At 40.6% G+C, this 23985-nt stretch carries 20 protein-coding genes; 15 read left to right on the top strand and 5 right to left on the bottom strand.

The window, feature by feature from the left end:
* Nucleotides 1–14: 14 nt before the first annotated feature.
* The 11 genes from CSV61_RS06095 (at nt 15) to rlmH (ending at nt 12738) form a co-directional block, all read left to right on the top strand.
* Entirely contained in the window at nt 15–953 is a 939-nt protein-coding gene (locus CSV61_RS06095) for a DUF2232 domain-containing protein (RefSeq protein ID WP_099638463.1), read from the top strand.
* 11 nt (nt 954–964) lie between these two features.
* Entirely contained in the window at nt 965–2941 is a 1977-nt protein-coding gene (locus CSV61_RS06090) for a DHH family phosphoesterase (RefSeq protein WP_099638462.1), read from the top strand.
* Entirely contained in the window at nt 2938–3384 is a 447-nt protein-coding gene (gene rplI / locus CSV61_RS06085; RefSeq protein ID WP_029054367.1) for a 50S ribosomal protein L9, read from the top strand. Before CSV61_RS06090 ends, rplI begins: the two co-directional genes overlap by 4 nt.
* Before the next feature lie 24 nt (nt 3385–3408).
* Nucleotides 3409–4758: a replicative DNA helicase gene (gene dnaB / locus CSV61_RS06080; RefSeq protein ID WP_369802822.1), complete on the top strand. Its 1350-nt coding sequence runs from the start codon at nt 3409–3411 to the stop codon at nt 4756–4758.
* Nucleotides 4759–5037: 279 nt separating this feature from the next.
* Nucleotides 5038–5748, top strand: coding sequence for a response regulator YycF (gene yycF, locus CSV61_RS06075; RefSeq protein WP_029054365.1), 711 nt, complete (start codon nt 5038–5040; stop codon nt 5746–5748).
* Nucleotides 5749–5754: 6 nt separating this feature from the next.
* Nucleotides 5755–7578 (top strand): cell wall metabolism sensor histidine kinase WalK, encoded by a 1824-nt coding sequence (gene walK / locus CSV61_RS06070; RefSeq protein ID WP_083034448.1) that lies wholly within the window; start codon nt 5755–5757, stop codon nt 7576–7578.
* The gene (locus CSV61_RS06065) at nt 7569–8897 is read left to right on the top strand and encodes a YycH family regulatory protein (protein WP_099638461.1); all 1329 of its coding nucleotides are present in this window, start codon (nt 7569–7571) and stop codon (nt 8895–8897) included. The genes walK and CSV61_RS06065 overlap by 10 nt, the downstream gene beginning before the upstream one ends.
* On the top strand, nt 8884–9696 hold the full coding sequence (locus CSV61_RS06060; protein ID WP_099638460.1) for a two-component system regulatory protein YycI: 813 nt from the start codon (nt 8884–8886) through the stop codon (nt 9694–9696). The genes CSV61_RS06065 and CSV61_RS06060 overlap by 14 nt, the downstream gene beginning before the upstream one ends.
* A gap of 11 nt (nt 9697–9707) precedes the next feature.
* Nucleotides 9708–10496 carry an MBL fold metallo-hydrolase gene (locus tag CSV61_RS06055; RefSeq protein WP_099638459.1) on the top strand — a complete coding sequence of 263 codons (789 nt, stop codon included), beginning with the start codon at nt 9708–9710 and terminating at the stop codon, nt 10494–10496.
* A 106-nt stretch (nt 10497–10602) separates the two neighbouring features.
* Entirely contained in the window at nt 10603–11847 is a 1245-nt protein-coding gene (locus CSV61_RS06050; RefSeq protein WP_099638458.1) for a S1C family serine protease, read from the top strand.
* A 411-nt stretch (nt 11848–12258) separates the two neighbouring features.
* Complete coding sequence (gene rlmH, locus CSV61_RS06045) at nt 12259–12738, top strand: 23S rRNA (pseudouridine(1915)-N(3))-methyltransferase RlmH (protein ID WP_083034443.1); 480 nt, start codon at nt 12259–12261, stop codon at nt 12736–12738.
* Nucleotides 12739–13124: 386 nt separating this feature from the next.
* Here the strand turns inward: rlmH and CSV61_RS06040 are convergent, their stop codons facing one another.
* Complete coding sequence (locus CSV61_RS06040; RefSeq protein ID WP_099638497.1) at nt 13125–13976, bottom strand: 5'-methylthioadenosine/S-adenosylhomocysteine nucleosidase; 852 nt, start codon at nt 13974–13976, stop codon at nt 13125–13127.
* Between the two features lie 569 nt (nt 13977–14545).
* Between CSV61_RS06040 and CSV61_RS06035 the strand changes: the two genes are divergently transcribed.
* Both CSV61_RS06035 and CSV61_RS06030 read left to right on the top strand, forming a co-directional pair.
* On the top strand, nt 14546–15430 hold the full coding sequence (locus CSV61_RS06035; protein ID WP_099638457.1) for a DMT family transporter: 885 nt from the start codon (nt 14546–14548) through the stop codon (nt 15428–15430).
* Between the two features lie 256 nt (nt 15431–15686).
* Nucleotides 15687–16412 carry a 3-ketoacyl-ACP reductase gene (locus CSV61_RS06030; RefSeq protein ID WP_099638456.1) on the top strand — a complete coding sequence of 242 codons (726 nt, stop codon included), beginning with the start codon at nt 15687–15689 and terminating at the stop codon, nt 16410–16412.
* 80 nt (nt 16413–16492) lie between these two features.
* On the opposite strand, the gene CSV61_RS06025 is transcribed toward CSV61_RS06030, so the two are convergent.
* The 4 genes from CSV61_RS06025 to CSV61_RS06010 all read right to left on the bottom strand — a co-directional run bounded on the left by CSV61_RS06025 (nt 16493) and on the right by CSV61_RS06010 (nt 22883).
* A complete protein-coding gene (locus CSV61_RS06025) occupies nt 16493–18217 on the bottom strand; it encodes a glucosaminidase domain-containing protein (RefSeq protein ID WP_099638455.1) in 1725 nt (574 codons plus the stop codon).
* A 203-nt stretch (nt 18218–18420) separates the two neighbouring features.
* Entirely contained in the window at nt 18421–20682 is a 2262-nt protein-coding gene (gshAB, locus tag CSV61_RS06020; RefSeq protein WP_099638454.1) for a bifunctional glutamate--cysteine ligase GshA/glutathione synthetase GshB, read from the bottom strand.
* A 235-nt stretch (nt 20683–20917) separates the two neighbouring features.
* Nucleotides 20918–21760, bottom strand: coding sequence for an S-formylglutathione hydrolase (gene fghA / locus CSV61_RS06015; RefSeq protein WP_099638453.1), 843 nt, complete (start codon nt 21758–21760; stop codon nt 20918–20920).
* 4 nt (nt 21761–21764) lie between these two features.
* Nucleotides 21765–22883: an S-(hydroxymethyl)glutathione dehydrogenase/class III alcohol dehydrogenase gene (locus CSV61_RS06010; RefSeq protein ID WP_099638452.1), complete on the bottom strand. Its 1119-nt coding sequence runs from the start codon at nt 22881–22883 to the stop codon at nt 21765–21767.
* Nucleotides 22884–23008: 125 nt separating this feature from the next.
* Here CSV61_RS06010 and CSV61_RS06005 point away from each other — a divergent pair, with 125 nt between their 5' ends.
* On the top strand, nt 23009–23371 hold the full coding sequence (locus CSV61_RS06005; protein ID WP_083034434.1) for a winged helix-turn-helix transcriptional regulator: 363 nt from the start codon (nt 23009–23011) through the stop codon (nt 23369–23371).
* Nucleotides 23372–23445: 74 nt separating this feature from the next.
* Nucleotides 23446–23970, top strand: a complete 525-nt coding sequence (locus CSV61_RS06000; RefSeq protein WP_099638451.1) for a YehS family protein — start codon at nt 23446–23448, stop codon at nt 23968–23970.
* Nucleotides 23971–23985: the final 15 nt, after the last annotated feature.

Here is a 23985-nt window from a genome sequence, read left to right as displayed (position 1 = left end):
ATTGAGGCGTAGATATGCAAGATCAAGCAAGTAGAATTACGTACGGTGCGATGATGGTAGCACTCTTCGCCATCTTACTGGCAATGACTTTGTATGTACCATTACTCGGCTTATTGACATTGTTACTCGTTCCACTACCCATTACAATTTATCGTTTGCGTTATGACCGGATCTCTACATTGATGGTTGCGATGTGTACATGGCTTATCACATTATTGATTGGCGGTTTGCTATCCATTCCTGCAGCGGTTGTATTGAGTGCAGTTGGATTCGTTATTGGTGATACTGTGCGAACTGGCAAGACGAAACTTTATGTATACATGGCGACCGGCGTCACATTGCTCATTTCATTAAGTCTATTGTATCTTGGTACTGTGTGGTTCATGAAAATGAACCCGATTGAACAGTTGATGCAACAATTTTCTGCTATACAGCAAGAAGCACTTGTGATTTTATCAGGTATGGGAAATTCAACGAAGGAAATAGAACGAACCGTAGCAGAGGCATTTACGTATTACCAAACCATTGTGCCTTCCCTGTTCATCTTATCTGTATTTGTAACAGCCTACCTGTTTGTTATGCCCATTTTGGCGGTTGCAACACGTTTGCGTTTTGAAGTTCCTAAATTTGCTTCCTTCCTTACTATGCGTCTTCCGTTTGCGACGGTAGTAGCCTATCTGGCATTGTTGTTGATTTCTATTTTATCGCAGCCGGAACAGGGAACGACGTTTTATCTGATGGAGGCAAATGCCATTCTCATCTTTAGATTCTTATTCTTCTTACAAGGTTTGGCGTTAATTTACTATGCATTGCGCAAGATGAAGCTTCCCCTGATCGTCAACGTGCTGGCTACATTATTCGCCATGTTCCTCAGTCCCTTCACCGTCATGCTGGGTGTTTTGGATATCGCCATTAACATTCGTACATGGATAGATAAAGACAAGAGAGCGTAGGAGATGAGACATTGAATTTATTTTATAAAAAACGAAAGATCCGGATTCCATTGGCATTCTTGTCCCTACTTGGAGCAGTAGGTTCCGTACTACTAATGCTATTGAACTTTTGGGTTGGGCTACTTTTTGCTGTCGCTTATGCACTTGCACTAGGCATTGCTTGGAAAGTAGAGAATAATAACTACTTAGAAACAGAGAAATATATTGAAACCTTATCCTACCGAATGAAAAGGGTAGGAGAAGAAGCGTTACTGGAATTACCCATCGGGATTATCTTGCTGAATGATAAGCAATTAATTGAATGGGTCAATCCATTTGTAAACTCCATTTATCCCGACAAGACGTGGATCGGGTCACAGCTTTACGAAATGAATGAAACATTCCGTCAAGTGATCAGAGAAGACAGTGAGCAAGATGTCATCGTATTGAATGATCGCTCGTACCGGGTGTACTATAAACCGGAAGAGAAATTGATCTATCTATTTGACGTAACAGAACGTATGAAGATGCAATCTCTTTATTATGCCGATCGAACGACAATCGGTATTTTATTGGTCGATAACTACGATGAATTGTCCCAGACAATGGATGACCAGACGCGAAGTCAGATGAACTCCGTTGTGACTTCATTGGTCAATCAATGGGCAGATGAGTATGGGATCTTCGTGAAACGAATATCTTCTGAGCGCTTCTTGGCCGTTTTCAATGAAGGTACACTAGCACTATTAGAAAAGACTAAATTTGCATTGCTCGATACGATTCGCGAGAACACATCTAAACATAGCGTATCACTTACATTGAGTATTGGGGTAGGGACCGGTACTACGTCGCTTACAGAGCTTGGTGAGCTGGCACAGTCGAGCTTGGACTTAGTTCTCGGACGTGGCGGTGATCAGGTAGCGATCAAACACCATGATGGGAAGCTGAAATTCTACGGTGGTAAGACAAATCCTGTTGAAAAACGTACACGAGTGCGTGCACGAGTCATTTCACACGCGCTTCGTGATTTAATTCAAGATAGTGATCGCGTGTTTGTCATGGGTCATAAAATGCCCGACATGGATGCGATTGGCGCGTCGATTGGCGTACGTAAAATGGCAAGGATGAATGGCGTTGAAGGCTATGTTGTCGTTAACTTTGATCAGCTCGACGCTAGTGTCAGCCGTCTGATGGATGAAGTGCAGCAAGATGAAGTATTATATGATCACATGCTGATGCCTGAAGAAGCACTGGAGTTAATGACGGAACGTTCATTGGTCGTGATTGTTGATACGCATAAGCCGAGTATGGTTATAGATGAGCGCGTACTGGACAAGGCACCCAAGGTTGTGTTAATTGACCATCACAGACGAGGAGAAGAGTTTATTAATAATACTGTGCTCGTATATATGGAACCATATGCATCTTCTACAGCGGAACTGGTGACAGAATTGCTGGAGTATCAGCCAAAGAATGAGAAGTTGACCATGCTGGAATCAACGGCGATGCTAGCAGGTATTGTAGTAGACACGAAAAGCTTTACACTCAGGACAGGTTCTCGTACATTCGAAGCCGCTTCCTATTTGCGAACGAATGGCGCAGATACCGTGCTAGTACAGCGTTTGTTGAAAGAAGATATTTCGACATATATTGAACGTTCAAAACTAATTGAGACCGTAGAATTTGTGGGCAATGGTGATATTGCAATTGCGAGAGGACAGGATGAAGTCGTACACAGCTCTGTACTGATCGCGCAGACAGCCGATATTCTACTGACGATGCAAGGTATTTCTGCTTCATTCGTGGTCGCAAAACGTGATGATGGAAAAATTGGCATTAGCGCCCGCTCATTAGGTGAATTGAATGTCCAGGTCGTTATGGAAGAGTTGGGCGGTGGCGGTCATTTAACGAATTCTGCTTGCCAGTTAAATGTGGAAACGATGGATGAAGCCATCACTATGTTAAAGGATGTATTAGAACAATACGTAGAGAGGGGAAATGAAGAATGAAAGTTATTTTTTTAAAGGACGTCAAAGGAAAAGGCAAAAAAGGTGAAGTGAAAGAGGTTTCAACTGGATATGCACAAAACTATTTACTGAAAAATAATGTAGCAGTTGAAGCAACTCCAGGTAATTTAAGTAAGTTGCAAGGCCAGAAGGAACGCCAGAAGAAAGATGCAGCTGCGGAATTGGCAGAGGCTAAAGAATTAAAAGAGCAAGTTGAAAAGTTGACTGTAGAGCTACAGGCGAAAACTGGCGAGGACGGTCGTCTCTTTGGTTCTATCACGTCGAAGCAAATTGGACAAGCGCTAGAAAAGCAAAATAAAATTAAAGTAGACCGTCGCAAAATGGAATTACCTGAGCCAATCCGTGCTCTTGGTTTTACAAATGTTCCGATCAAATTACACCCTGATGTAACAGCTACACTTAAAGTGCATGTTACAGAAGAATGATAAGGAGATAATAGCTTGAACCAGATGATCGAGCGCACACCTCCGCATAACAACGAAGCAGAGCAGTCAGTCCTTGGTGCAATATTTTTAGAACCGCAGGCACTGATTACCGCTTCTGAAATATTGTTGCCGGAAGACTTTTATCGGATCGCACATAAAAAGATTTTCGAAACCATGCTCGTACTGAATGACAGAGGTCAGCCAGTCGATTTGGTAACTATCGCCGAAGAGCTCAAAGTGAAAAATGAGCTTGAAGACGTCGGGGGTATTTCGTATATTACAGAGCTTGCCAACGCGGTTCCGACTGCTGCAAACATTGTTTATTACGCAAATATCGTAGAAGAAAAGGCTTTATTGCGCAGACTGATTCGCGTTGCAACTGACATTGTAGAAGACGGCTACACACGAGAAGACGAAGTAGAAGCCTTGCTTGGGGAAGCCGAAAAAAAAATGATGGAAGTATCCAATAGGAAAAACGCTGGTGACTTCCGTCATATTAAAGATGTACTAGTGGAGACGTATGACAATATTGAATTATTGCATACACGTAAAGGTGATGTAACAGGCATACCTACCGGGTTCCGTGACTTGGACCAGATCACAGCAGGCTTCCAACGTAATGACTTGATTATTGTGGCAGCTCGTCCTTCCGTCGGTAAAACTGCGTTTGCGTTGAACGTAGCGCAGAACGTGGCAACGAAGACAGATGAAAATGTTGCGATTTTTAGTCTCGAGATGGGCGCGGAACAGCTTGTTATGCGTATGCTCTGTGCGGAAGGAAATATTGATGCGCAAGTGTTACGTACAGGGAATCTTGAAGCAGATGATTGGCGAAAGCTGACGATGGCGATGGGCTCGTTATCAAATGCAGGAATTTTCATTGATGACAGTCCAGGTATCCGTATCAATGAAATCCGTTCAAAATGCAGACGACTACAACAGGAACATGGTCTTGGTATGATCATGATCGACTATTTGCAACTGATCATGGGAAGCGGTCGGGGTAGTGATAACCGTCAGCAAGAGGTATCTGAGATTTCTCGTTCACTGAAAGCTTTGGCGCGTGAATTGAAAATACCAGTCATCGCACTATCCCAGCTTTCACGGGGCGTAGAGCAACGACAAGATAAGCGCCCTATGATGTCCGACCTCCGGGAATCAGGAAGTATTGAGCAAGACGCCGATATCGTCTCTTTCCTCTACCGGGAAGACTACTATGACAAAGAAACGGAAATGCAAAACATGATTGAAATCATTATTGCCAAGCAACGTAACGGCCCAACCGGTACCGTGACCTTGGCATTTGCAAAGGAATACAACAAGTTCCTCAATATTGACTGGAGCCAGCACGAATCACCTCCGTCTTACGAATAAAACAGCGCGCCTTTCTTCTATAATTGTAGAAGAGGACGCGCTGTTTTTTCATAGTTCCAAGCAAGCGATCTTTACCTGAAAAAGTGCGATTTTGCACAAATCATGATAGAGTTAGAAGATATGGAATACTATATTTGAGCCTTAGAATTAGGCTGAAACCATAGAAAAGATAGAATAGCGTTTAATGTACCACGCAAATTTACATGGCCAAATCTTGTCGTGGAACCAGAATATAGCTTAAAAATATGATCGCCAATTATGGTGGGAAAGGAACAAAACATGCAAAATAAAACTGTATTTATTGTAGACGATGAGAAACCCATCGCAGACATCATAGAATTTAATTTGAAAAAGGAGGGTTTCAACGTCTTTTGCGCATACGACGGTGAAGACGCGATCAATCGCGTAGAAGAAATTCAGCCGGACATCATGCTTCTTGATATCATGCTTCCTAAACGCGATGGCATGGAAGTCTGTCGAGAAGTACGAAAAAAATATGATTTCCCTATTATCATGCTGACAGCGAAGGATTCAGAAATTGATAAGGTGTTAGGGCTTGAACTAGGCGCAGATGATTACGTTACGAAGCCATTTGGCACAAGAGAACTAATTGCTCGAGTCAAAGCTAATCTGCGTCGTCACGCGAGAACTATAGCGGAAGATCAGGAAGAAGAAACGAATGATATTACAGTCGGACAACTTGTCATCCAACCCGATGCCTACTATGTTCAAAAACGTGGAGTTACGATTGAACTGACGCATCGTGAGTTTGAGCTACTGTACTACTTAGCAAAACATATCGGTCAGGTGATGACACGTGAACATTTACTGCAAACTGTATGGGGCTATGATTATTTTGGTGATGTACGAACAGTCGATGTCACGATTCGACGCCTTCGTGAAAAGATTGAAGACACACCGAGTCATCCGAGCTGGATCGTTACAAGACGTGGCGTAGGTTATTATCTGCGCGATCCGGAACAGGAGTAGGCCACTATGCATAAGGTTGGTTTTTTCCGGTCAATTCAAGTCAAATTCGTCTTGATCTATGTCTTGCTTATACTTGTGTCCATGCAGATTATTGGGCTGTATTTTGCTCGTGAACTGGAACAAACACTAAAAGATAACTTTACGAATTCGATTGTAGACCGAATGAATTTAGTCGAGTTCAGTGTGCGGGAAGAAATTATAAAAAAACGTAAAGATAGTGATCCCACGCTAGAACAAAGCTTAAAAAATGTCTTGTTCGAATTCACTTCAGACGACATTATTGAAATACGAGTTATAAATTCTAAATATCGTATTCTGGCGACATCCTCATTTGACAATCAGATGAGGGTAGGTCAGCATTCGACCAATGATAATGTGCGGAAGTCTATTACGTCAGAGGCGATGAAAGACGTTGTGATGATTGATCCGCAATCTCATAATCGTGTACTATCCTTAGCCAAACCAATTTTTAATGGTAATGAAATTATAGGATCGCTTTATGTAGAAGCGAATATTGAATCTGTATTCCAACAAATTGAAGAAATCAATCGAATATTGGCGGGAGCCGCGGCTGTCTCCCTGACCATTACAATAATAGTTGGGATTTTCATTGCCAGGGCATTTACCCGGCCCATTTCAGATATGCGGCGACAAGCACAAGCGATGGCAAAAGGAAACTTCACCCGAAAGGTTAAAGTGTACGGATCGGATGAGATGGGTCAGTTGGCCATTGCATTCAACCACTTAACCAACCAGCTGCAAGAATCCCAGTCCACTACGGAAAGTGAAAGGCGAAAGTTAGCCTCGGTTCTAGAAAATATGACGGACGGTGTCATTTCGACCGACCGAAAAGGACGAGTTAGCCTAATTAACGACTCTGCCCTTCAAATGCTCGGTGTAACGAATGACCTCGTCATTAATCGACCTATCGCCAGTATTCTGGGTATAGATGATGAGTATACGTTTGAAGAACTAATCCAAATGAAAGAATCGATACCTCTAGACTTCAGTACAGAAGATCAAGCATATATTTTACGTGCTACAATATCCGTCACGCAACGTGAAACAGGCTTCGTAAACGGCCTGATTGTGGTACTACATGATAATACGGAACAAGAAAAGATTGATATGGAACGTCGTGAATTCGTGTCGAATGTTTCGCATGAATTGCGTACACCGCTCACTACGATGCGCAGTTATCTCGATGCGTTGGCAGAAGGGGCTTGGCGCAATGAAGAAATTGCTCCAAATTTCTTGCATGTGACGCAAAATGAAACGGAGCGAATGATTCGTCTCGTGAACGACTTACTGAAACTTTCACGTATGGACAGTAAGGAATATGAATTGAATAAAGAATGGGTAGAATTTAACCGATTCTTCAATGCGGTTATTGAGCGATTTGAATTTTCGAAGTCGCAAAATGTACGTTTTACTCGAAATTTATATTCAAGCAGTCTATTCGTGGAGATTGATACCGACAAACTAACGCAAGTACTAGATAATATCATTTCTAACGCCTTAAAGTATTCACCAGATGGTGGAGAAATCCGTTTCGGTGTAACAGTCTCAGGCGATTATATTAAGGTAATGATATCCGATGATGGAATGGGTATTCCTAAATCTAATGTCAATCGAATATTCGACCGTTTCTATCGTGCAGACAGAGCCCGTTCTCGTGCCCTCGGTGGGACCGGCCTAGGACTTGCAATTGCTAAAGAAATGATCGTAGCGCATAAAGGGGAGATATGGGCACAGAGTGAGGAAGGAACAGGAACGACAATCTTCTTCAAGCTACCATTTGAACAACAAGAGGACGGTGAATGGGATTGAAATATATTGAAACGATTAAATCCATCGTACTGTTGTTACTCGTCTCGTTGAGTGTGCTCTTCACATTAGCGGTATGGAACTATTCGCCGAATTATGAACCAATGGAACAACTACAGACTGTTGATATTTCCATTTCTGAAAAGAAAGCAATCGATGAAATTATTAAGCCATATAAAATGATTACTATTTTAAAAGACCAGGTACTGGGTTCTACGGATACTGAAAAGATCGACAAGATTCTGACAGAAATGAATACGTGGGATTTATCTGATCTACATTTAGTAAGTCAAGACATGAGTAAGTTTGATATTGCCAAACTCTTACGGCAACCAAGTCAAATGACATTCTACTTTACGGGCGAAGTGCCCATGCTCGTCTATGACAATGTATTACTAGTCGATGACGTGAATATTCCTGAAGCCACTTTTAATCGCCTAGTCATTGACTGGGGGCAATCTACGCAAGCACCAGTCATTCACCTACTGAGTGAAATGAGTGGCTTACATTATCAGATGCAAGTGACACTACCGAATAAAACAAGTTTTCTGCGCAACGTAGTGGATGTCGGTCAATCATTCGATGAATATGCGGAAATAGATCGTGGCAATGCATCCTTTCTTGCCGTACCAAAATATCCTATAACTGTTATGCGTAATACGTATTATCAGGAAGAAGTTAATCCATTGCGTTTTCGTGATGCATTGTTCAGTGATCCGAATGCTGTACGACGTAATCTAATCGATTCAACGCATGAGGAATATGGAGACGACCATGCGTTCATGAATGTCGATACCGAGATTAAGCGGTTGAATTATGTCATGCCAGCAATGGAAAGTCAGGAGATAGCGATACCTTCAGAACTGTTGTTAAATACTATTGATTTCATCAATGAGCATGGCGGATGGACAGATGAGTACCGCTACGCTTATATGAATCCAATTTCCCGTTATGTTCGGTTCCAACTATATGTCGATGGCTTGCCCGTTTTTAGTGATCAATCAGGTACTAGCGAAATCACGGAGACGTGGGGAAATCAGCGCGTATTCAAATATATACGCCCATATTACACGTTGGATGTGAACATTAAATCTGTACAAGAAACTTTGCCTTCGGGAGTGGAAGTGGCGGAGGCTTTACGTGAATCAGAAGAGTTAGACTTCGGTTTAATAGAGGAAATCACTCCGGGGTATTATATGAATCGTGATATAGAACGCAAATTAATTATTTTGCAACCTTGCTGGTATTACCTTATCAAAGGTAACTGGTTACGCTTCGCTCCAGAAGAATTGCAAGGAGGTGGCGAGATTGGATTGGAATAGAACCAAAACGATCTTTATTGTCGTCTTTTCCATTCTAAATGTCTTCTTGTATTGGCTTTATTTAGATAGGCAAATGGGTGTCGGAAACATGCAGATTCTTGGGAAAACATCCGTGGAGGAAACATTGGCATTAGAGAATATTACGTATGAGCCTATTTCTTTCACCAAAAAAGACGTATCGTATTTGTCAGCCCATATTGCCACCTTTTCTTATGACAAATTAGAAGAATTAAGTAATCAAACATTTGAAATGGTTGAAAAGTCATTATTACTATCCCGAATGAAAAAGCCTGTAAAGATAAGGGATGATCAGGACGAGTATGAATTTGATGAGTTCTTGAAAAAATATGTGCTCAATGGTGAAGATTACGTGCTTTGGGATGTGGATGAAGAAGAGCAGAGTGCCGTATTCTTTCAACGGGTAAAGAACGAAACTATTTTCCACAGTCCCAACGCCATGCTCACCTTGCACTGGAACGAGGATGGAGAAGTTACGCATTACGAACAAAGTATGCTCGATGAGTTCTTAAGCTTTAATCATAAGAAAGACTTACTGTCGCAGAACGACGCAGTCTCTTCACTTGTTACACGTGGTTACCTGCAACCTGGTTCCACTGTTATGCAAGTAAAATCAGGTTATTCGACACTTGTTCAGTTGACGGAAACTCAAGTATTTGCACCAACGTGGAATGTTCAGGTAAAATTGAAGGATGGAACAATAGAGCATTACTTCATCAATGCGATTGAAGGAAAAGTCATCGAGTTCCAATCGGAGATAGTAGAAGATTCAACAGAATAGGAGTTTTCCACATGCGATTTAGCATTTTGGCGAGTGGCAGTACAGGCAACTCGCTATATATAGAGACAGATGAGCATGCTTTTCTTGTAGATGCCGGCATGAGCGGTAAGAAAATTGAAGGTTTACTCGGATCAATCGATCGCTCAATGAAACAAATTGACGGCATATTCGTCACACATGAACACAGTGATCATATTAAAGGAATCGGCGTACTGGCCCGCAAGTATAAAACACCCATCTATGCCAATGCTAAAACATGGCAGGCAATGGACGGACTTGTAGGAGAGATTCCTGTTGATCAGCGTTTCCACTTTGACATGGAAACGGTGAAAACATTTGGCTCACTGGATATCCAGTCATTTGCTGTATCCCATGACGCAGCGGACCCAATGTTCTATACGTTCAATGAAGGTGACCGTAAACTGGCAATCATTACGGACACAGGATACGTCAGTGACCGTATGAAAGGTCATATCCGAGGTGCTGATAGCTTTGTATTCGAAAGCAATCACGACGTCAGCATGCTACAGATGGGACGTTATCCATGGTCTATCAAACGCCGTATACTAAGTGACGTGGGCCACGTATCAAATGAAGATGCAGCGGTCGCAATGAGTGAAGTCGTAGCTCAAAAAGAAGCGCATATTTATTTAGCCCATCTTAGCTTAGATAATAATATGAAAGACTTGGCGCGCATGAGCGTAGCACAAACCCTCGAAGATTGCGGCATTCGTGCAGGAGAATTTGTTCATTTGCATGATACGGATGCATCCGAATCTACAGAACTTGTGCTAGTCTGAAGTACTTGCGAAAAGCCTTGCTAAATTAGTGAGGCTTTTTGCATTTTCAAAGAGTTATTGGGGTACAGTACATGTAGGATTACTTTCTGATAAGGAGGAAATGCGAATGGATGATGAAAGAAGAGAAGAAAGAAAAGAAGAAACGGAGTGGCAACAGCCAATTCCGCCGGTAGAAACGACACGCAAACCAAAACGTAGAGGTGGTTTCTGGCCTGCTTTGCTAGGTGCATTAGTAGGTGGGGTTATCGTATTTTTGGTCATGATGTATGCAACTGACTCATCAAGTACTACCGATGTTGCAACGTCTAAAACAAATGAAGTCAAAACCAACTCGGAACACGCCCAAGTATCAATGGACATCTCAAGCGAAATTACAGATGTGGTAGGTAATGTTGCAAATGCCGTCGTTGGTATCACAAATATCCAGACAGTCCAAGACTTCTGGTCCTCCACAACGTCTACTCAAGAAGCAGGCTCGGGTTCTGGTGTTCTGTATAAAAAAGAAGGTGACAAAGCATATATCGTCACCAATCACCATGTCGTGGAAAATTCCGAACAACTCGAAGTCAGTTTTGATGATGGAACGAAGGTTGAAGGAAAGTTAATCGGCAGTGATCTATGGACAGACCTGGCTGTAGTCGAAATTGATTCAGAACATGTGGATACAGTGGTAGAATTCGGTGATTCGGATGCGCTAAAACGTGGGGAATCAGTTATTGCAATCGGTAACCCATTAGGTCTTGGCTTTGCAGGTTCTGTTACAGTTGGTGTAATTTCAGGTAAAGACCGCTCTATTCCAATGGATCTAAACAAAGATGGAAACATCGATTGGCAGGCAGACGTCTTGCAGACAGATGCAGCGATCAATCCTGGGAACTCAGGTGGTGCATTAATCAACATGGCGGGTCAATTGATCGGGATTAACTCCATGAAGATTTCTGAAGCAACAGTAGAGGGCATCGGATTGGCTATTCCAATCAATATTGCATTACCAATTATTGAACACTTAGAAGAAACAGGACAAGTAAATCGTCCGACGATGGGCGTATCGTTACTTGATCTTCGACAAATTCCTATTCAGCAACAGCAACAGACGTTAAACTTGCCTGAAGAAGTAACGGAAGGTGTCGTTGTAACGGATGTCATACCGAATTCATCCGCGGTAGCAGCAGGCGTGAAGAAGTATGATACAATCGTTCAGCTGGATGAAGAGAAAGTGACAGATATGGTCAGTCTACGTAAGTATTTGTATAATAAAAAAGAAATTGGCGATCCGTTGAAAATTACAGTCTATCGAGATGGAAAGAAACTGGACTTGGAAATGGTATTGAAGGACGGCAATACATTCTAAGAGAATAAAAATTGTCCACATACTGGGCAACTTTCAGTCCACATCAGGCATCGAGCGAAAATGCGCTACGGTGCCTGATTTTTTTATGAAGTTATCCAATTGTGGATAAAATCAAAATAATGTGTATAGTATTGTGCAAAATAACATGTTTAAAAAATAATAAATAACACAAAGATGACAAGTGTTAATCCCTTACAGGACAATAGGTTGAGGCATTTTCATTTTTTATGGAAAAAGGATTATATTATTTAAATTGTGAAACAAGTAAATAGTTATCCACATTCGTATGGTATAATAATCAGTGAAATTCACATGTAGTAGAGAACGGATAATCGGACACAATATGTAGATAAGATTGTGGATATGTGCATAAGTATTGTGTATAACAATTAGAGGGCGAGTGGATAAACTGTGAATATATCAATTGTCACCGTGGGTAAGTTAAAAGAGAAGTATTTGAAACAAGGAATAGAAGAGTATACAAAACGTCTAAGTAGCTATGCAAAAATGCAGTTAATCGAAGTCGCGGACGAAAAAGCACCTGAAACACTAAGCGAAGCGGACATGGAAATCGTTAAAAAGAAAGAAGCCGATCGAATTCTGGCGAAAATTGCACCAGACGCGCATGTCATTGCACTAGCAATCGACGGGAAAATGAAAACTTCTGAGGAATTTGCAGCTAGTATCGATTCGTTGATGACGTATGGTAAAAGCAAGATTGTCTTTGTAATTGGTGGATCACTGGGTTTACATAGTAGTGTGCTACAGCGTTCGAATGAGAAGTTATCGTTTTCTAAGATGACATTTCCGCATCAGTTGATGAAGTTGGTGTTGGTGGAACAGATTTATCGTGGGTTTCGGATTATTAAGGGAGAACCGTATCATAAATAAAATCAAAGAGTATAGGATAGGTTATTGTAATTAAAAAGCCACTCCTTCTCATTCTATTTCTCTCTTTATAGCCTTAGCTACCTATTATATGAAAGAGACTGAATAAAACACACGAAAACTTTTGTGAAATGAAGCTGCAACAGGCAAGTCGTAAGAATTTTACTTGTCTGTTGCAGCTATATTATTGGCTGAAATACGTACAGAAGCCTGAAGTTTAGAAAGAAGTAGACCTTGTCCATATGTGAAGCGTAGTTTATAGCTGGCTTGTACATTTTCTAGACCTTTTGAATATACTACTTAAAGCTTGTACACGTTAAAAAAACTAGAAGAGAAGGGTTGATGGAGCAAACCGTTCTTTTCTAGTTTTATTTATGAGTTAGAATCTCTTATTTTAAATTGGAGATATATTCTTTTAAAACAAGATGAACATAGTCTTGATTGGCTGAAGCAGTATCTGGATTATACTGACCGTTATTCGTTTTATTATTGGAAAGAATGCGTATTCCTAAGAAAGGAACATTGTAACTATCGGAAATTTGTGCTGCAGCAGCACCTTCCATTTCTTCAACGGAAGTACCGTACTTTTCATGGAACCAGTTTATGCGGTCTACTTCGTTATTCCACAGATCAGCGGATCCGATAGTACCTTCAACAACTTTCCCCAGTTCGTATTGGTCTTTAACCGCATTGGCTGCTTCCAATAATTCATCGTCGCCATCAAAGTAGCGAATCTTCTCTGCATCGGGGTCCTCTCCGGCACTGCCTTCAGAAGCCATGAGGTCCATAGGCTTCCATAATGATGGATCCATTCCTTCGTTTTCTTCTGCAGACTCAGTCTTCATCGAACCGATATTGACCGTCCGTTTACCTAAGACTATATCAAATACATGCAAGTTCGGGTCATGTCCGCCTGAAGTTCCTTGATTGATAATCGCGATAGGATTGTACTTTTCAATTGCTAATGCAGTGGCGGCTGCCGTGTTTTCCATCCCTTTACTAGTCTTGGTAACAATTACAGGATAGTCATCGATAGTTCCTTTATAAAAAACAAAGTTTCCTGATTCTTCAACTTCTGCGTCACTTAATTTTTCAGCAAACTTCTCGGCTTCAATAGGCATTGGTCCTTGCACAATGATCGGACGTTGTTCAGTATCTGCTGTACTATTAGTAGTGGAGTTACAGCCTGAAACGATCGTTGCTAGAAAAAGCATACATACAATAACCCCAACTAACTTCATGTTCCTCAAAGATGATCCCTCATTCCTTAAATAATTTCATCGAATAGTATTCCTAAGCACACTGCTTTCCCAGATGCGTGATGGATTTCATTAATCCAAACAGTAACGAATAGCTGTTACAGTATGATGATGCTAGAAACCGATTATGTATTAATTGATTCTTATTACTTATTAATATTTTATATGGAAAGTAGTGAAAAGTGCTATTACGATGAATACGTTATGATTATAGCAAAGGTTTTTTGTGCTTTCAATCAATATACGAACATTTATTTAATGAATTTTTATATTGTACGTTATACAGTGTTATTATACTTCCGTAAATTGTGTAAATATAAAAATATGTTCTAAATGACGAACGATCCATGCGATGTTAATGCTATTAGGATGTAACGAATAACAAAATGCCTATGTAATATGGAAATATTATTGCTACTGCGTTTTAATCTTGTACACATTGCCATCCTATAGGTCAGTGAGTGGGTACTTCCAAACAAAAATATGTACGAAAAGCATAAGTAAGTATAGAATAGGCCAGTTGGCATTTTGTTGTAGGAAGGGTGATAAATTTGTTAAAAGCATATGCTTGGCTGACACTTTGTGTAATGGTGTGGGGCAGTAATTTTGTTTTTGGAAAGATGCTGGTCCAGGACTTTTCCCCAGCTCTCCTCACTTCGCTCAGACTATTGTTTATAGTGCTTTTTTTGATTGGATTATCTTCATATAGACTGCAAGTGAAACGATTAAATAAATATGATGTACTGGCAGTAATCTTTCTGGGTGTTTTTGGCGTTTTTATTAACCAATGGTCTTTTTTTGCTGGATTAGAAACAGCTGATCCAACAACTTCTGCATTAATCTTAGCAACTGCGCCCATTTTAACTGGTGTTTTAGCAGGTGTTTTTTTGAAAGAGAAGTTAACAATTCGTATGTTACTCGGATCTATTGTAGCGATTATAGGTATTTACTTTGTAGTAGCAAAAGGAAATGTATCCTCTTTACATATCGATAAAGGTTTATGGTGGATCGTAGTCACAATGATTACTTTTGCTATGCTAATTATCGTAACGAGACTCCTTTCCAATAGAGTGGATCCACTTGCAATTACATTATATTCAAATGTTGTCGGACTAGTTGTGTCGGTTCCTTTTATTTTTTTACTTGATACGCCGATACGAATGAGTGTAAAGATCTCGGATTGGTCATTTCTGATTATAACTGCCGTTGTGGTACACGGCATCGCCATGTTGATTTGGAATAACAATATTCGATATGTTGATGCTTCAAAGGCGTCTATATTATCTAATTTAGAACCTTTTGTAGCGATGATCATGGGATTAGTCCTGCTGTATAAACCAATAACGGGGGCGGAAATTGTCGGCTCGCTGTTTATAGTGGGAGGAGTAGTGCTGTCTACATATCAGCGAAAAAGGCTATCAAGAAGTGTAAGTTAGCCACGTAGGTAAATTCTTGAGCATGTATATGAAGTAGCTGGTTTTCTGAATTATGGAGTCTAGAGTTACCCTTAAACTACAGAAAACCTCATCCACGTCTATAACGGCAAGCCTGATCATAAGTGAGTGAGGTTTAGGGAGAACGAACTTGAATCATTAATCAAAGTAACTATTCAAGCTTTCATTCATGCTAAGGATTTCATCAACGGGTATACTAAAAGAAAATGCATACAACGCTTAAAAGGGGTCTTGTAAAATGGCACAATCATTAACTGGAAAAGTAGCATTTGTTACTGGCGCGGCACGAGGTATAGGGAAAGCAACGGCACTTCACTTGGCAAAAGAGGGAGTCCATATTGGATTGCTTGCAAGAACAGAGTCTGCTTTAAAAGAAGTAGCGACAGAAATTGAAGGTCATGGCGTAAAAGTCGCTTATGCAACTGCTGATGTTTCATCTAAAGAGCAAGTTGAAGAAGCCATTGCATCATTAACTAATAAATTAGGAACTGCTGATATCTTAATTAACAATGCAGGGATTGCTTCATTTGGTACGGTCTTGGAGATGGACCCAGAAGAGTGGAAGAACATAGTAGATGTCAACTTAATGGGTACATATTATGTGACACGTGCCGTGTTACCGCAATTAATTGAAAAAAATACAGGTGATATCATTAATATTTCATCAACAAATGGTCTAAATGGTGCGGCTACTTCAAGTGCATACAGTGCATCAAAGTTTGCGGTAATTGGCTTTACAGAATCATTAGCACAAGAAGTACGTCGAAATAATATACGCGTTTCGGCTCTAACGCCAAGTACTGTAGCGACAGATTTAGCATTAGATCTACATTTGATTAAAGAAAATGACGACTCTAAATTGATTCAATCGGAAGACATTGCTGAAGTTATTGTAGATCAATTAAAATTAAATCGACGTGTTTATGTGAAAACAGCAAGTTTAATTGCTACTAACCCGTTTTAATTTATTTACTTGATAAAATCCGAACAGGCCTATCCAGATAAACTGGATAGGCCTGTTTTTTAAATCCACTTACATAGTTATTAATGTGTAGTCACTATGCGAACATTTGGAGTTATTGTATATAAATCTGATCCGTCTCTTGGTAATTCAGAAATAACACGTAACCAACCATTTGTTTCTGAAGGTGTAGCAGACAGAGTAATCGGCATTTGACCTAGAAGTTTAATCGTCCAATCCAGTTTATACTGGTATGCACGGTTATGGTCTATGAAGGGTCCGGTGCGAATGCTGACGTCTGAACTTGCCGTAAAGCCAAGCTCATGCTTTTGATAGTCTTTGCTACCAAGCTCTTGGTCTATGCTATACATATGACCCGCTGCTTTTGCTCCCCAGTGAGGGTCTGAAGCATAGCGTACGTTCATCCCGATCAATTTATTGCCGAGTGCTACGCCATTGTACCGATATTCCCGCATATTCAAGGGATCTAAGTAATTTGTATTTAATTGATTTACTAGTGCCGAGATATTCTCCATGACAGATGCATAGTATTTCTTCGAAGAGGTATCGACATCTTCTGAACAGTGCGCATCATTGTCAGGAACAGTTAGTCCAAATAGATTGTTGTAGTTTTGTGCGTGACAACTCATGCCGTAATCACTTTCATGAATAGCGAGTGATAAAATAAGTAATGCGTTAATACGATACTCTTTTTCAATAAACTTTAATGTAGCCCCCAGATCCTTTAATGGACTTTTCACTGTAGCGTTTGTATATCTGCCACCTGTCAGTTCTTTTGCAGCGAGTTGAGTGTTGATATACGTATCTAACTCTGCCGCGCTATAGTTTGTTGGAACACGTGGGGATAGATATTGGAAGTAGGCATGACTTTCGCCTGTAATTTCGCCGTCTGCAGTAGTGAAGTTTGCTCCGTCGACACTATAATACTTTACACCTTCGTTTAGAAACGTAGGTCTTTTACCGACTACATACGCCCCGTCGTATTTTCCACTATGATGGTGATAAACGGAATGCCATAATCCTTGTTGATTCGCTTGATAATAGGATTGTCCTTTCGCTGTAGCAGTAGGAATGAGTGTGACATCATCGTGTTGGACGTACATGTCTTGTTCACCTAAATTCACCTTAACGTAGTCTGCTGTAGCGTCTGAATAAGTAAGTTCTGTATCAGTAGCGACACCTGTATATTCATACATTTTTGTAAAGATTGGCTCTTTGTAAATAGTCGTGACGGTTTGAGTATTGGTTGCTACAAAGCCAGATGGAATTTTGACATATTGTTCATTTAGCATGATACCTTGACCTTCTTGTAAGCTGGCATTTGCTTTATCAAAAGTAGAGTGGCTTGAGGCAACTGAATATGTTCCATCTTCACGAATATCGACAACAGTATAGACTTCCGTCGTAATTGTGAAAGGTTTTGTAATGGGCTTTTTTAATGTCTTAATTTCATTACCGACTTGTCCCAAGGCATCTGTCGTAATATGTAAAGTATATGTTTGACCAGCTTCGTACCCTGCTTCAGGTGCTTGAACAATTACGACATCATCCTCTACAGATATTTTAACAGGTTGTTCCTCTTGTTTACTGTTCATCACATAAATAGAGTTAGACGTAATACTGGACTCAATAACGGGGAAACTGAACGTGATGATCCATTCTTTGTCAGTCGGCATGTCTGTTGCTTCGTCGGTTAATGCCGCTGCACTTACCGTGGAAAGTGGGGCCAGTATTAGTAGAGTTACGAGTAAACAAAACAAGTGCCATTTTTTAAATAAGAATCTCATTTTCCTCTCTCCTTATAGGTGGTAGTCTCATAGTATTAATCATACACTGAATATAAAGAGAATAGGTAGAAATCCTAGTAACTAGTGCTAAATGAATTGAATTCTATGAAAAATTGATAAATCATATATCGAAAATAAGAACAGGCCTATTCAGTTTATCTGAATAGGCCTGTTCTTTATGGATTTTATATACACATGTGATCTTATGATAACTCAGGGAACAGATAATGTAGTATATCTGTCGTCAATCGACGTGTTTCACCTTTATAAGGGTAAATATGCATATACATCGATGGGTTAAAGTTTGCCTCAATGATGCCATAGGCGTCTGGATTTGCTGCTGGCATATCAAGGTCGTCAATAATCAAATCGATCCCGCTAATTTTTGCTCCAAGAGCCGCTACTGCATCTACTGCAATCTTCTTATAATCATCGGAAATCTGATCGGTTACATCAATCGAATCTCCGCCAGTACTGACATTGGAATTCTCCCGCAAGTAGACGATCTCCCCATCTTTAGGAATCGAATCCAGTTGATACCCTTGACCTTTCAGCATAAGAACCTCTAACTCGCCCAGTTGAATAAGTTCTAATGGCGTGCGGTGGTCTGTACCTCTAAGTGGATCCCGATTCTTTTCTTCAACGAGTTCCTTAATCGTGTGTATGCCATCTCCCGTGACGTTTGCAGGCACGCGTAGCATGATGGCAAGTACTTTATCGTGTAATACGAAGAAACGGTACTCTGTGCCATCGAGGAACTCTTCTACTAGTACAGACGAGTCTTCGTCGAATGCGAGTGTGATTGCTTTCTCGTAGTCCTCATAACTGGCCCCATCTTTAAAGATAGAAATACCGATTCCGTAGTTCGTTGTTTTAGGCTTCACAACGAAAGGTGTCTTGGCAAACATATCATAGGCACGCAATGCATCTTCAATAGTATTAAACTCGTCACCGCCTGGCACACGATAGCCTTCTTGGTGAAGAATTTTCTTCGTTACTGTTTTATTTTCCATAATCAAAGTAGAGACATACGTATCTTTACTCGTCATGTTACCGTTCTTGACAAACTCCACATGGTCACGTAGTTTTAGCTTCAAGAACTGATCTTGACGATCTAAAATCTCTACTTCGATGCCTTGTTGAAATGCATCAAACATGAGAATCTGCGTAGATAACTCCATATCCGTAAAGCCTGTTAACTCATACGGTTTTTCCCAAAGATTAGCGTAGGTTTCTTTTGCAATTTCTATAGCTACCTGACTTTGACTACTCTTTTGACTTTCCGTATATAGCCTACCAGCTAAAGTCTTCGAAGGATCTTCTAGCATAGCTCTCAAATTGCTAAATAACGTGTCAGAAACAGGGAAGCCTAAATCCTTAGACAACTTTTCCATACCGTCAACTAGCTCGTAAGCCTCTGCTTCAAACGCTGTGCGTGACAATGGATGCTCAAGCGCAACTACATCATTCCGCGCATCCCCGACTTTTCCATACTCATCACTCTCTGGATGTTCATCTTTCTGCAGAAGATACAGAGAGAAAATATGCAAGAATTCCGCTTGTTCATAGCTGATTCCATTCGTTTCAAAAGGGTTCAAATCAATGTTTCGTAATTCTACATAACGAACGCCCTCGGTCAAAAATTCTTCTACACGTTCGCTTCCGCGTAAGCGCATCGCAGTATAGAATTCCTTTTCTTCCACAAGCAACCCTTTATTTACGACACAGGATAGATCTTCAATATATTTCTCTATTGAGCTGAATGAAACTTTTACCTCATCGTGATTTACATAGCCAAATCTGCTACTCCGTATACTTCTAACCGGTTCATTAGGCTGATCATCACAGCCGTAGAAGTTCTCGTCACTAGTAGGGGAGGCACCATAAAAGTACGTCACAAGCCAGCGATAGTATAAGTAATTCCTTGTGAGCTTTAAGTATATATTGGTTTTGAAATGCTTATAGTTATCGATCTCCGACTGTAAATCAAACAGTTTCTTGAGCAATTCATCACCAAATTCAAAGTTAAAATGGATCCCGCATATCATTTGTTTCCGACGACCGTATGAAGTAGATAAAGAGCGTCGATAGAGAACGTTCTCAAAGTTCTCCAATTTTGCAATTACGATATCTTCCTCTTTTTCTGGAAGTGCAGGCGGCATACTTAACGGCCATAACATTTCCCCTTTGCCCATGGAGCGGTATGCCACATCATGGATAGCCGACAGATAATCAAATAATTCGTCCCGTGTGTTCAGGACAGGTGTTATCAATTCCATTTGTGTTTCCGAGAAGTCGCGCTGAATATACGGGTGTTCATCTGCCATTCCAATGCTTGCAGGATGATCTGTCGTCGCTAAATTTCCCGCAAGATCCACGCGTTGGCCTTCTTTTTCAATACCATACCGAGCTTTCAGAACATATGGCTTTACACGTTCATCGGCTAACATTTTCTTTAGATCCATCGTAACTGTCCCTCCTATGTAAAAAATCAATTCGTTCCTTCTATTTTAGTTCATATACCCTAAAAAACAAAAACATCCACATTATAAGCAATGTGGACATTTGGAATGTAGGTAAAAAAGTAGAGATATGCATTGTTGAAAGGTGCTGCAGGGAGACGCATTCCTATAGGTATGGCCCAAGCCATGCCTATAGGAACGGAAATTCCATGCAGTATCCTATTTCAACTATCTATATTCACTTAAGTGATTCTAAGTTCTGCATATGAAAATCAAAGTGTTCCTCTAAGAAAGAAGAGATGAAGAAATAGCTATGGTCATAGCCGTCTACTTTGTTATATTCCACCGCTTGATTATGCTGCTTCGCATTCTCAAGGAACGGCTTCTCATTCAACTGCTCTGGGTAAAAACCATCTGCAGTGCCTTGCGTAATGAGGATGGGTGGAATACCTGCTTCCTTTACTAGCTCAGCAGTGTCCCACTCTTTCCATGCTGCTTTGTCTTCGCCCAAGTACGTCGTAAATGCTTTGATTCCCCAAGGAACATCACTCGGACTTGAAATCGGTGAAAACGCGGAAATCGCTTTGAAACGATTGGCATTCTTCATTCCGATCATCAATGCACCATAACCACCCATCGAGTGCCCCATAATACTTTCGTTACCTGAGAAATTAGGTACTAGAGAAGCCGCAATTTCACTAAGCTCCTGCGTAATATACGAATACATTTGATAATGCGTTGCCCATGGTTCTTCAGTTGCGTTTAGATAAAAGCTCGCACCTTGTCCAAGGTCAAATGCCTCATCGTTCGCTACATCTTCTCCACGTGGTGATGTATCGGGAATAATCACTGCTGCTTGATGTTTTTCAGCCAAGCTTTGGAAACCACTTTTTTGACTGAAGTTATCATCCGTACAGGTTAATCCCGATAGAAACCAAATAAGCGGTACTTCTTTTTGTTCTTTATTTGACGGTAAGAAGATACTAAATGTCATATCACATTTGAGGACTTCTGAGTAATGGTTATACTTGTTCTGTTCCCCACCAAAAGATCGTCTTTGCTCAATGCGTTCTACATTCATGATCTCACTCTCCATATGTTAGTATTGTACGAATAGATTCACCTTTATGCAGTAAATCAAATGCTTCGTTGATATCTGTGAAGTTTAGTTGGTGTGTAATGAATGAATCTAAATCAATTTCACCATCCATGTAATCATCAATCATCCCAGGTAATTCGGTTCTACCTTTTACTCCGCCAAATGCAGAACCGCGCCATACGCGACCTGTAACTAGTTGGAATGGACGTGTATGAATTTCTTTACCGGCAGCTGCGACGCCAATGATGACACTCTCGCCCCAACCTTTATGGCAGCATTCAAGAGCAGCTTTCATGACTTCAACATTACCGATACATTCGAAGCTGTAGTCTACTCCGCCATCTGTCATGTCTACAATGACTTCTTGAATTGGCTTATCGAATGTAGAAGGGTTGATGAAATCAGTTGCGCCCATCTTCTTCGCTAATTCAAATTTATCTTCATTCATGTCAATGGCGATAATACGGCCCGCTTTTGCTTGCTTTAGTCCTTGAATAACGGCTAAACCAATAGCTCCCAGACCGAAGACTGCGGTGACAGCACCTTCTTCTACTTTCGCTGTCTTATGAACAGCTCCAATACCCGTAGTAACGCCACAACCGAATAGACAAACTTTATCAAGTGGTACGTTTTGGTCTTCTACTTTAACTAGGGAAATCTCAGACACGACAGTATATTCACTGAATGTGCTCGTTCCCATGTAGTGATAGATAGGTTCACCATTATAAGAGAAGCGAGTAGTACCGTCAGGCATTAATCCTTTACCTTGTGTTTCGCGAATTGCGCCACATAGGTTAGTTTTACCGGATAGACAGAATTTACATTTCCCACATTCAGGTGTATAAAGTGGAATTACGTGATCACCAGGCTTAACAGAAGTGACGCCTTCACCTACTGAAACTACGACGCCAGCACCTTCATGACCTAAAACGGCAGGAAATACTCCTTCTGCGTCATCGCCCGATAATGTATATGCGTCTGTGTGACAGACAGAAGTGTAAAGAATTTTGACTAATACCTCATGAGCTTTTGGCTCTTCTACATCAATTTCTACAATTTTAAGTGGTTCTCCAGGTTTGAATGCTACAGCTGCTCTACTTTTCAAATGAAGCCCTTCTTTCTTTTGCTTTATTGTGTTTACATTTCTATCATTACATATTATAATTCACCATGCAATACTGACTCTTTTGTCACTATGGCCATGAATAATATGGAAAGAAGTGAGGAAATATGATTATTCAGTATAAAGATAAACAGTACTTCACAAGCAAGGATTTAGCTTTGTCTGTCATAGGAGGACGTTGGAAAATCGCAATTATCTGGTGCTTACTACACGAGTCACCATTAAGATTAAGTGAGATGCAGAAAAAACTTCCTGATGCCAATCAACGTATGTTGATTAGACAATTACGTGAATTGGAAGAAGATAAAATCATTACGCGCTACGTCTATCCCGTTGTGCCGCCAAAAGTAGAGTATCAATTAAGTGAAGTTGGTTTATTATTAGAACCAGTCGTTACGTCAATATGTGATTTTGGTGATCAGTTTATGCAAACGATTGAAAATGAGGTAGATTCAACTTCAATCGATTGAATGAAGACAAATTATGACGAATCAGGCTATACTAAGAAGCACAGCTTTAGGCTAGAGAGGGTACAGGTGATGATATGAATAACAATGATATTTTAAGCAGATTACGCTATGCACTGGATCTAAAAGATTCGGCAGTTGTAGAAATGTTTGCGTTAGGCGGACTGAAGACAAACAGAGCAGAAGTTAAAGAAATGCTGACGAAAATGAATGAGGATAGCACGGATGAAATGCAGATGAATGAATATGCAAAAGAAATTGACAATATGACGCTGGAGTCATTCTTAAATGGCTTGATTAGCTCCAAAAGAGGGGTGCCGGAGAATGCCAGTAACGCTCCGCAACCATTCCTTATGTCAGAGGAAGGTCATCGAAATGTCAATAATATTTTGCTGAAGAAAGTTAAAATCGCATTATCTCTTACAAGTGAAGATATGCTCGATATTTTAGAAAATGCGGGAGTAACCATTTCTAAAAGCGAATTGAGTGCTGTTCTTCGTAAAGAAGGCCATCGAAATTATAAACCGTGTGGCGATCGATATGCACGTAACTTCTTAAAAGGATTGGCTCTTCGTTATCGCGATCAGGAGACCGGAGAGTAATTGTATATAATGATG

Source organism: Sporosarcina sp. P3 (assembly GCF_002743415.1).
Taxonomy (GTDB): Bacteria; Bacillota; Bacilli; order Bacillales_A; family Planococcaceae; genus Sporosarcina; species Sporosarcina ureae_A.
Note: the sequence above shows the minus strand (reverse complement) of the source record. Positions and strands in the feature narration are given on the sequence as shown.

Coding starts and splice junctions, on each gene's coding strand:
- CSV61_RS06095 (WP_099638463.1), top strand. CDS start 15: ATGCAAGATCAAGCAAGTAGAATTACGTACGGTGCGATGATGGTAGCA.
- rplI (WP_029054367.1), top strand. CDS start 2,938: ATGAAAGTTATTTTTTTAAAGGACGTCAAAGGAAAAGGCAAAAAAGGT.
- dnaB (WP_369802822.1), top strand. CDS start 3,409: ATGATCGAGCGCACACCTCCGCATAACAACGAAGCAGAGCAGTCAGTC.
- yycF (WP_029054365.1), top strand. CDS start 5,038: ATGCAAAATAAAACTGTATTTATTGTAGACGATGAGAAACCCATCGCA.
- walK (WP_083034448.1), top strand. CDS start 5,755: ATGCATAAGGTTGGTTTTTTCCGGTCAATTCAAGTCAAATTCGTCTTG.
- CSV61_RS06065 (WP_099638461.1), top strand. CDS start 7,569: ATGGGATTGAAATATATTGAAACGATTAAATCCATCGTACTGTTGTTA.
- CSV61_RS06055 (WP_099638459.1), top strand. CDS start 9,708: ATGCGATTTAGCATTTTGGCGAGTGGCAGTACAGGCAACTCGCTATAT.
- CSV61_RS06050 (WP_099638458.1), top strand. CDS start 10,603: ATGGATGATGAAAGAAGAGAAGAAAGAAAAGAAGAAACGGAGTGGCAA.
- CSV61_RS06040 (WP_099638497.1), bottom strand. CDS start 13,976: ATGAAGTTAGTTGGGGTTATTGTATGTATGCTTTTTCTAGCAACGATC.
- CSV61_RS06030 (WP_099638456.1), top strand. CDS start 15,687: ATGGCACAATCATTAACTGGAAAAGTAGCATTTGTTACTGGCGCGGCA.
- CSV61_RS06025 (WP_099638455.1), bottom strand. CDS start 18,217: ATGAGATTCTTATTTAAAAAATGGCACTTGTTTTGTTTACTCGTAACT.
- gshAB (WP_099638454.1), bottom strand. CDS start 20,682: ATGGATCTAAAGAAAATGTTAGCCGATGAACGTGTAAAGCCATATGTT.
- fghA (WP_099638453.1), bottom strand. CDS start 21,760: ATGAATGTAGAACGCATTGAGCAAAGACGATCTTTTGGTGGGGAACAG.
- CSV61_RS06005 (WP_083034434.1), top strand. CDS start 23,009: ATGATTATTCAGTATAAAGATAAACAGTACTTCACAAGCAAGGATTTA.
- CSV61_RS06000 (WP_099638451.1), top strand. CDS start 23,446: ATGAATAACAATGATATTTTAAGCAGATTACGCTATGCACTGGATCTA.